The following is a 9,469-nucleotide window of genomic DNA, read 5'->3' as shown; positions in this document are numbered from 1 at the left end:
AGGTCTTCCTCTCCACCGAGGACGAGGTATCGGTCGGCGCGAAGGCCGACTACGTGGTGAACAAGGGTCTCGGCGGCACCATGGTCTGGGTCGATCCGCGCCCCACGCCGCTTTCCCTGAAACCACTGGTGACCACTGGTGACCACCGGTCGGATCAGATCACTTGATCCGACCACCGGTCCGGCCGGCTCACTGGTCGCGGTACATCTCGGCCACCAGGAAGGCCAGGTCCAGGGACTGGCTGCGGTTCAGACGGGGATCGCAGGCGGTCTCGTAACGCTGGTGCAGATCGTCGACGAAGATCTCGTCGCCGCCGCCCACGCACTCCGTGACATCGTCACCGGTCAGCTCCACATGGATGCCGCCCGGATGCGTGCCGAGGGCCTTGTGGACCTCGAAGAAGCCCTTCACCTCGTCGAGGACGTCGTCGAAGCGGCGGGTCTTGTGGCCGGAGGCCGCCTCGAAGGTGTTGCCGTGCATCGGGTCGGTCACCCAGGCCACGGTGGCACCGGACGCGGTGACCTTCTCGACCAGCTTGGGGAGCTTGTCGCGGACCTTGTCGGCGCCCATCCGGACGATGAACGTCAGCCGGCCGGGCTCGCGGTTCGGGTCCAGCCGGTCGACGTACGTCAGGGCCTCGTCGACGGACGTCGTCGGACCGAGCTTGATGCCGATCGGGTTGTGGATCCTCGACGCGAACTCGATGTGCGCCCCGTCCAGCTGCCTGGTGCGCTCGCCGATCCAGACCATATGGCCCGAGACGTCGTACAGATGCCCGGTACGGGAGTCGGTGCGGGTCAGCGCCGACTCGTAGTCGAGCAGCAGCGCCTCGTGGGAGGCGAAGAACTCGACCGTACGGAACTCGGCGGGGTCGGTGCCGCACGCTTTCATGAAGCTCAGCGCGTTGTCGATCTCGCGGGCGAGCTGCTCATAGCGCTGACCGGACGGCGACGACTTCACGAAGTCCTGGTTCCAGGCGTGCACCTGGCGCAGATCGGCGTATCCGCCGGTGGTGAAGGCGCGCACCAGGTTGAGCGTCGCGGCGGAGGCGTGGTACATCCGCTTGAGGCGCTCGGGGTCCGGGACGCGGGCCGCCTCGGTGAAGTCGAAGCCGTTGACGGAGTCGCCCCGGTAGGTGGGGAGCGTCACGCCGTCGCGGGTCTCGGTCGGCTTGGAGCGCGGCTTGGAGTACTGGCCGGCGATACGGCCGACCTTCACCACGGGTACGGAGGCCGCGTAGGTGAGCACCGCGCCCATCTGGAGCAGGGTCTTCAGCTTGGCGCGGATGTCATCGGCGCCGACGGCGTCGAAGGACTCGGCGCAGTCGCCGCCCTGGAGCAGGAACGCCTCCCCCTTGGCGACGGCCGCCATCCGGGCGCGCAGCTGGTCGCACTCACCGGCGAAGACGAGCGGGGGATAGCTTTCGAGCTCGGCGACGACATCGCGCAGAGCCTGGGCATCCGGGTACTCGGGCTGCTGCGCCGCGGGCAGGTCTCGCCAGGTGTTGCCACCGGCGGGGGCGGTCTTAGCGTTCACGGTCACAACGCCAACAGTACGGGGTCGCGCCGGGCACATATTCGAGCGCCCAGTGGGTGAGACGTGATGTCCGGCTCCGGCATCTCGCCGCCACGGCCGCGCCCCGCCCGGCACCGGGTCCGGCCCCGGGCGCGGCCACCGCCGCTCCTGCCGTTCGCTCCGTTTCTCCCCGAGACGGTGGTGCGCTACAGTTCGCCGCATGCTCGCGCACTCGAACCAGAACTGGTGGTGGACCGCTCATCCGGCGGCCCACTGACTGCGCGTACTCGATCGACGAGATCCGCCAAGGCCGCCCGAGGGGCGGCCTTCAGTGTTTCCGGGCTCATCCGGACTCCGGCCGGCCGTTCCTCCCGCGCTCCCCGTCTGGAAGGAACCCACCGGATGCCCGGCACCCACCCCCTCGACGACCGCGACGACTGCCCCATCGCCAGGATCGTCCACGGCGACCGCCCCTTCGCCCTGCTCCGCAGGCGGACACCGGGCCGTGACCACGACATGGTCGAGATTCTGACCGGCTCGATCCACGAGACCGGGACCCTCGCCGAACTGCCCGTCCTCACCGGCCGCCCCTCCCTCGCCCTGGTGCCCTTCCGCCAGATCAGGGAGCGCGGCTTCGACGTCCGCGACGACGGCACCCCGCTGAGCGTGCTGATCGTGGACGAGTCGTACGAGCTTCCGCTGGCCGAAGCGCTCGCGAAGCTCCCCTCCCACCGGGTGACGGTCGAGGACGGGGCGTTCGACGTCCCGGACGGTCGGTACGCGGACGTCGTCCGGCGGGTCGTCGAGGACGAGATCGGCCGGGGCGAGGGCGCGAACTTCGTCATCCGGCGCACCTACACCGGCCGGATCCCGGGGTTCGGCCGGACCGACGCGCTGGCGCTGTTCCGCCGGCTGCTGGAAGGCGAGCGGGGAGCGTACTGGACGTTCGTCGTCCACACCGGGGACCGGACCCTGGTCGGCGCGAGTCCCGAGGTCCATGTGCGGATGAGCGGAGGGACGGTCGTAATGAATCCGATCAGCGGCACCTTCCGCTATCCGCCCGAGGGCCCCGACACGGAGTCCCTGCTCCGCTTCCTGGACGACGCCAAGGAGCGCGACGAGCTGTCGATGGTCGTCGACGAAGAACTGAAGATGATGTGCACCGTCGGCGACAGGGGCGGGGTCGTCGTGGGGCCCCGGCTCAAGGAGATGGCCCATCTCGCGCACACCGAGTACGAGTTGCGCGGCCGCTCGTCGCTCGACGTCCGGGAGGTGCTCAAGGAGACCATGTTCGCGGCCACGGTCACCGGGTCGCCGGTGCAGAACGCGTGCCGGGTCATCGAACGCCATGAAGCCGGGGGCCGCGGCTACTACGCGGGCGCGCTCGCGCTGATCGGGAAGGACGCCGGCGGTACGCAGACGCTGGACTCCCCCATTCTGATCCGTACCGCCGACATCGACGCCGACGGCGGACTGCGGGTACCGGTCGGGGCGACGCTGGTGCGGCACTCCGATCCCGAGAGCGAGGTCGCCGAGACCCATGCCAAGGCCGCCGGTGTGCTGGCCGCGCTGGGGGTGCGTCCCGGTCGGCCGCGCGAGCACGGCGAGCGGCCCCGGCTCGCCGACGACCCCCGCGTGCGCGCCGCTCTCGACGCCCGCCGGGCGTCGCTCGCTCCCTTCTGGCTGCGGATGCAGGAACGCGGCGCCGGACTGTCGGGGCATGCGCTGGTGGTGGACGGCGAGGACACCTTCACGGCGATGCTGGCGCATCTGCTGCGCTCCACGGGTCTGGAGGTGACCGTGCGCCGATACGACGATCCGACCGAGCCCGGACTGCGGGAGACGGTGCTGGCGCACCAGGGCCCGGTGGTACTGGGCCCCGGCCCCGGCGATCCGTCCGACACCGCCGACCCGAAGATGCGCCTGCTGCGCGGACTCACCGCCGAACTGCTGCGCGGCCACCGCCACGGTCTGCTGGGCGTCTGCCTCGGGCATGAGCTGATCGCCGCCGAGCTGGGGCTGGAGATCGTACGGAAGGCCACGCCGTGCCAGGGGGCGCAGGAGCGGATCGACTTCTTCGGGCGGGAGGAGACGGTCGGCTTCTACAACAGTTTCACGGCGCGCTGCGACGGTGACACCGCACAGCGGCTGGCGGCCCGCGGTGTGGAGGTGGCGCGCGACCCGTCGCTCGACGAGGTCCACGCCCTGCGCGCGCCGCGCTTCGCCTCGGTGCAGTTCCATCCGGAGTCGGTGCTGACGCTCGACGGCCCGGCCGTCGTCGCCGGTCTGCTGACGGGCTCGGTGCTCCAGGGACAGGGCGGCTGAGGGCCGGGGCTCCGGGGCAGGGGCCGAAGGCTCCGGGGCAGGGGCCGAAGGCTCCGGGGCAGGGGCCGAAGGCTCCGGGGCAGCGGACGGGACGTCAGCCCGCGGCCGCCGGTACGAGCACGTTCTCGGACCGGCGGCCGGCCGCGTAGTCCTCCACGTTCCGTACGGTCGCCTCGATGATCTGACCGACCGCGTCCGTGGTGTAGTACGCCTGGTGCGAGGTGACCAGCACATTCGGGAAGGTGACCAGCCGGGCGAGGGTGTCGTCCTCGATCGGCTCGAGCGACTTGTCGAGGAAGAAGAGCCCTGCCTCGGCCTCGTACACATCGAGTCCCACACCGGTGAACCGGCCGCCGCGCAGCTCCCCGACGAGTGCGTCCGTGTCGACCAGCCCGCCGCGGCTGGAGTTCACCAGGATCGCGTCGTCCTTCATCGTCCGCAGCGCCTGCCCGTCGATGAGGTGGTGGGTATCGGGCAGCAGCGGCACATGGAGGCTGACGAGGTCGGAGGAGGCGAGGAGTTCGTCCTTGTCGACGTAGGTCATGCCCAGTTCGACGCAGGCGGGGTTGCGGACGAGATCCCAGCCGAGGAGTCTCATGCCGAAGCCGTGCGCGATCCGGGTGAACGCCTCGCCGATCTTCCCGGTGCCCACGACTCCGACCGTACGGCCGCGGAAATCCCGGCCCATCAGTCCGTCGAGCCGGAAGTCGAACTCACGGGTGCGGCCGGCGGCCCGGACGACACGGCGGTTGACGGCCATCGCCAGGGTCCAGGCGAACTCCGCGACGGAGTACGGCGAGTAGTACGAGACCCTGGCGATCGTGAAGCCGAGCCTCTCGGCGACCTCCAGATCGATGTTGTTGAAGCCGGTGGAGCGCTGGGCGATCATCTGTGTGCCGCCGACGGCCAGGGTCTGGAGGACGCGCGCGCCGAGGTCGGCGTTGACGCTGGTGGAGATGACCTCGTAGCCCGACGCGATCGGAGCGGTGTCCTCGGTGAGGAAGACGTCCAGACAGCGAATGCCGTCATAGCCGTGGGCTTGTCGGAATGCCTTCTCGATCAGTGGCTTCTCGTCGGTCTGCACGCCGAAGGCGAGGATCTCCACGATGTCTCCCGTTTCCGGTTCCCGTTTCCCGTCGATCCAGTATTCCGGGGTCCGGCCTTCCGGAGTCGGATCTCCCGGAGTTCGGTTCCCGGTATCCGGGTTGTGGGCCGTGACAGTCCGTACGTTACGGCCCACAACTCGGCGGTGCCTGTCGGACGCCTCGCCACGGTGGCGGAGGCCGGTTACGGGGGCAGTCAGGGGTGAAGACCGCCGCGCGGAGGGGCCGGCGGCGCCGCCGGTCGGTGGCGGGGGGTCAGCCGAAGAAGACGCCGACCTCTTCGTACAGGGCGGGGTCGACGGTCTTGAGCCTGGCCGTCGCGTCGGAGATCGGCACGCGCACGATGTCCGTGCCCTTCAGCGAGACCATCTTGCCGAAGTCGCCGTCGCGCACCGCGTCGATGGCGTGCAGACCGAAGCGCGTGGCGAGCCAGCGGTCGAAGGCGCTCGGGGTGCCACCGCGCTGTACATGGCCGAGCACGGTGGTACGGGCCTCCTTGCCGGTCCGCCTCTCGATCTCCTTGGCCAGCCATTCGCCGACGCCGGAGAGCCGCACATGCCCGAAGGAGTCGAGTGTGCCGTCCTTCAGCACCGCGTCGCCGTTCTTGGGCATGGCCCCCTCGGCGACGACGACGATGGGGGCGTAGGTGGCCTTGAAACGCGAGGTCACCCAGGCGCAGACCTGGCCGACGTCGAAGCGCTGTTCGGGGATGAGGATGACATTGGCGCCGCCGGCCAGACCGGAGTGCAGGGCGATCCAACCCGCGTGCCGTCCCATCACCTCCACGACGAGGACCCGCATATGGGACTCGGCGGTGGTGTGCAGCCGGTCGATCGCCTCGGTGGCGATGCCGACGGCCGTGTCGAAGCCGAAGGTGTAGTCGGTGGCGGACAGATCGTTGTCGATCGTCTTGGGGACGCCGACGCATGGGACGCCGTACTCGTCATGGAGGCGGCCGGCGACGCCCAGGGTGTCCTCACCGCCGATCGCGATCAGCGCGTCGACCTCCGCCTTGGCCAGATTCTCCTTGATGCGGCGGATGCCGTTCTCCGCGTTGAGTGGATTGGTGCGCGAGGAGCCGAGGATGGTGCCGCCGCGGGGCAGGATTCCCCGTACGGCCGGGATGTCGAGCGGGATCGTGTCGCCTTCGAGAGGACCGCGCCAGCCGTCGCGGTAGCCGACGAACTCGTACGCGTACTCCTGTACACCCTTGCGGACAACACCGCGGATGACCGCGTTGAGGCCGGGGCAGTCGCCGCCCCCGGTCAGTACTCCTACGCGCATGGAAAGACTTCCCTTCGCCTGATGAGCCCTAGGACCGTCACGCTAATGGTGATTCAGGTCACTACGAGATGGCGGCGAAGGTCAATCCCCCCTGCGGAACACGTTGCGGACGGGCTGGTCCGGGCTCGGTCCGGCCTGCGGTTTTCACTCGTACGAGCGGTGGGGTATCACGGGAAGGCATCCGGTGGCCCTGGGGCGTACGACTGTGGTGAACCGGGGCGCCCACGCATGCGGTGAGCCGGGGCGCACGGCTCACGGCGCGCGGCCTAGCCGGACGGATCGGGGCCGACTGCCGGAAGGGACGGCTCAGCTCTCGATGTCGTCGAGGCCGCGCTCTATCGCGTAGCGGACCAGTTCCACGCGATTGTGCAGCTGGAGCTTGCCGAGGGTGTTCTGCACATGGTTCTGGACGGTGCGGTGGGAGATGACGAGCCGCTCGGCGATCTGCTTGTACGACAGTCCCTTGGCGACCAGCCTCAGTACCTCGGTCTCGCGCTCGGTCAGCCGGGGTGTTCCCGGGGCGTCGGGACCCGCGGCGGGCGCGGGGTCGGTGGCGAGCCTGCGGTACTCCCCGAGGACGAGCCCGGCGAGGCCGGGCGTGAAGACGGGATCGCCGGCCGCGGTCCGCCGTACGGCGTCGGTCAGTTCCTCCGTGCTCGCCGACTTCAGCAGATATCCGGTCGCGCCGGACTTCACCGCTTCCAGCACATCCGCGTGCTCACCGCTCGCGGAGAGGACCAGAACCCGCAGTCCGGGCAGCGCGCCGACCAGTTCCTTGCAGACCTGGACGCCCGGCTTCTCCGGGAGATTCAGATCGAGAACGAGCACGTCGGGCGTGGCGGCCTTGGCACGGCGGACCGCCTGCCCGCCGTCTCCCGCCGTCGCCACCACGTCGAAACCGGCCGCGGTCAGATCGCGGGCGACCGCGTCGCGCCACATGGGGTGGTCGTCGACGACCATCACTCTGGTCGGCCGCTCATCGCGGCCCTGGTCCGCGCCCTGATCCCGGTCCTGCTCTGTCATGCCGTGTCCTTCCCCCGTGGAGCCATGGGAGCCCGCGGAACCTTCAATTCGACTTCTGTGCCCTGGCCCGGAACGGAGATCAGCTCGGCGGTGCCGCCCAGATCCCGCAGCCGGCCGCGGATCGAGAGGGCGACGCCGAGCCGCCCCTCCCCCTCCGCCTGGTTCAGCCGGCCCGCCGGGATTCCCGGGCCGTCGTCCCGGACCGTGACGACGACCTCGTCCGTCCAGTCCTCGACCAGGATCCAGGCGTGGGCGTCCTCCCCCGCGTGCTGTTCCACATTGTCCAGTGCGGCACTGACAGCGGCGGCGAGTTCGTTCGCGGCGGCGGCCGGGAGCATCACGGGGGCGCCGGGCTCGGAGAGGGTCACCTTCGGGCCGGTGTGGTGGGCGAGGAGCGACCGCAGATCGCACTGCCGGGACCCGGCGGACGGTTCGTCGTCGTCCTCGACGGTACGGACCACGGCGCCCATCGAGGCGTCCTCCGAGGTACGCGTGGTGGGCACCAGACCGCTGGAGACCAGGGTGCGCAGGGCGATCTCCTGCTCCCCCGCCATCCGTCCCAGCTCGGCGGCCTCACCGCCGAGAGCCGTGCCGCGCCGCTGCACCATCGCCAGCACCTGCAGCACGCTGTCGTGGATGTCACGGGCCAGCCGCTCCCGTTCGCGGGTCGCCGCCTCGATCTCCAGAGCGCGGGCGAGGGTGCGCTCGGAGGCGCGGGCGACCTCGACGACGTAGCCGATGGCGATGGAGGCGACCCAGACGAGCAGTACGTTGTGCAGGGTGTCGCCGCTGGGCCGGCCGCGCTCGACGATGTTGGCGACGGCGACCAGAGAGGACGCGAAGCCGGCCCAGCGCCAGCCGCCTTTGAGCGCGAACGCGAGGACGGCGCCCGCCGTCCATATCGACGGCAGAGTGGGGCCGTCGATCTCCCGTGCTTGTGCGTCGGCGAGCGGGGTGAGCAGGATGCCGGCGAGCGCGATGGTCAGATCGGCGGCGAGAAACGTTCTGGTGCAGCGGCCGGCGTTCATCACCCTGGGCAGGGTGGCGAGCGTCCATACGGACATCACGGCGAGAAACGCGATCCCCACCCAGGGGCGCTCGTACTCGGCGGGGCCGAAGGCGAAGATGGCGACCGCGTAGATCATGGTCAGGACGCGGTAGCCGACGAGCGCGCGCCACAGCGGCAGCTCCACCGACATCCGCACGACTCGCTCGCGCTTGACCATGCCCCCCCACCCCCCCCGGAACGAACCGCGCGCCCTACGCGCGCGTGCCGCCTCGGTCGACTTCCGTGCCGTTCGTGCTCTTCGTGCCGTCCGTGCTCTTCGTGCCGCCCCCGTCTTCCCCGGTGCCGCTTTCCTTGGCGGGCGGCTTCCTCTGCTCCGCCTTCTTCTGGTCCGCGAGCTGTCGTTTCGCCGCCGTCGCGTAGATGTCGACGTACTCCTGGCCGGAGAGCCTCATGATCTCGTACATGACCTCGTCGGTCACCGAGCGCAGGATGAAGCGGTCCCCCTCCATGCCCCGGTAGCGGCTGAAATCGAGGGGCTTGCCGATCCGGATGCCCGGCCGCATCAGCTTGGGGACGACTTTGCCGGGCGGCTGGATCTTCTCGGTGTCGATCATGGCCACGGGGATCACCGGAGCCCCGGTCGCGAGTGCCACGCGCGCGAGGCCGCCGGGCTTCCCCCGGTAGAGCCGGCCGTCGGGAGAGCGGGTGCCCTCCGGGTAGATGCCGAACAGCCCCCCGTCCTCCAGCACCTGGATTCCGGCCCTGATCGCCGCCTCGCCCGCGCCCCGCGCGCCCGAGCGGTCGACCGGGAGCTGTCCCACGCCCTTGAAGAAGGCGGCGGTCAGCTTGCCCTTGACCCCCGGAGAGGTGAAGTACTCCGCCTTGGCGATGAACGTGACCTTGCGGTCGAGCACCGCCGGGAGGAAGAACGAGTCGGAGAAGGAGAGATGGTTGCTCGCGAGGATCGCCGGCCCATCGGCGGGAATGTTCTCCAGCCCCTCCACCCAGGGCCTGAAAGCGAGCTTCAAGCCGCTTCCGAGGGAGAACTTCATTGCGCCGTAGATCAACTCGAATGCCTCCTGTCGCTGTGGGACAGACCTTAACCCGAGGTGGGCCCCGGGTCCCCTTACCCGGCCGGTGCCGGACCCGGCAGGTGGGCCCGGAGTACGGCGTCCACAGGGCTGCGCTGTCAGGGGCATGCGGAGGACCT

General features: G+C 70.0%; 8 protein-coding genes. 2 read left to right on the top strand and 6 right to left on the bottom strand.

Translation table 11 applies throughout. The features are described 5' to 3' along the window. Window positions 1–189: 189 nt before the first annotated feature. Entirely contained in the window at window positions 190–1,542 is a 1,353-nt protein-coding gene (locus ACWEFL_RS04555) for a class II 3-deoxy-7-phosphoheptulonate synthase (RefSeq protein WP_451707286.1), read from the bottom strand. A 193-nt stretch (window positions 1,543–1,735) separates the two neighbouring features. Between ACWEFL_RS04555 and ACWEFL_RS04550 the strand changes: the two genes are divergently transcribed. Then, window positions 1,736–1,792 (top strand): trp operon leader peptide, encoded by a 57-nt coding sequence (locus tag ACWEFL_RS04550; RefSeq protein ID WP_093609986.1) that lies wholly within the window; start codon window positions 1,736–1,738, stop codon window positions 1,790–1,792. A gap of 125 nt (window positions 1,793–1,917) precedes the next feature. After that, window positions 1,918–3,840: an anthranilate synthase family protein gene (locus ACWEFL_RS04545; protein WP_451707284.1), complete on the top strand. Its 1,923-nt coding sequence runs from the start codon at window positions 1,918–1,920 to the stop codon at window positions 3,838–3,840. Window positions 3,841–3,934: 94 nt separating this feature from the next. On the opposite strand, the gene ACWEFL_RS04540 is transcribed toward ACWEFL_RS04545, so the two are convergent. The 5 genes from ACWEFL_RS04540 to ACWEFL_RS04520 all read right to left on the bottom strand — a co-directional run bounded on the left by ACWEFL_RS04540 (window position 3,935) and on the right by ACWEFL_RS04520 (window position 9,326). Further along, entirely contained in the window at window positions 3,935–4,945 is a 1,011-nt protein-coding gene (locus ACWEFL_RS04540) for a 2-hydroxyacid dehydrogenase (RefSeq protein ID WP_451707281.1), read from the bottom strand. A 253-nt stretch (window positions 4,946–5,198) separates the two neighbouring features. Then, window positions 5,199–6,227 carry a 6-phosphofructokinase gene (locus tag ACWEFL_RS04535; protein WP_451707278.1) on the bottom strand — a complete coding sequence of 343 codons (1,029 nt, stop codon included), beginning with the start codon at window positions 6,225–6,227 and terminating at the stop codon, window positions 5,199–5,201. Between the two features lie 306 nt (window positions 6,228–6,533). Then, window positions 6,534–7,250, bottom strand: a complete 717-nt coding sequence (locus ACWEFL_RS04530; protein ID WP_451707276.1) for a response regulator — start codon at window positions 7,248–7,250, stop codon at window positions 6,534–6,536. Beyond that, on the bottom strand, window positions 7,247–8,476 hold the full coding sequence (gene macS, locus ACWEFL_RS04525; protein WP_451707273.1) for a MacS family sensor histidine kinase: 1,230 nt from the start codon (window positions 8,474–8,476) through the stop codon (window positions 7,247–7,249). The genes ACWEFL_RS04530 and macS overlap by 4 nt, the downstream gene beginning before the upstream one ends. Before the next feature lie 34 nt (window positions 8,477–8,510). Continuing rightward, window positions 8,511–9,326: a lysophospholipid acyltransferase family protein gene (locus tag ACWEFL_RS04520; RefSeq protein WP_451707270.1), complete on the bottom strand. Its 816-nt coding sequence runs from the start codon at window positions 9,324–9,326 to the stop codon at window positions 8,511–8,513. Window positions 9,327–9,469: the final 143 nt, after the last annotated feature.

It is taken from the genome of Streptomyces sp. NPDC004838 (genome assembly GCF_053600955.1).
This window is presented reverse-complemented; position numbering and strand designations above follow the sequence as displayed.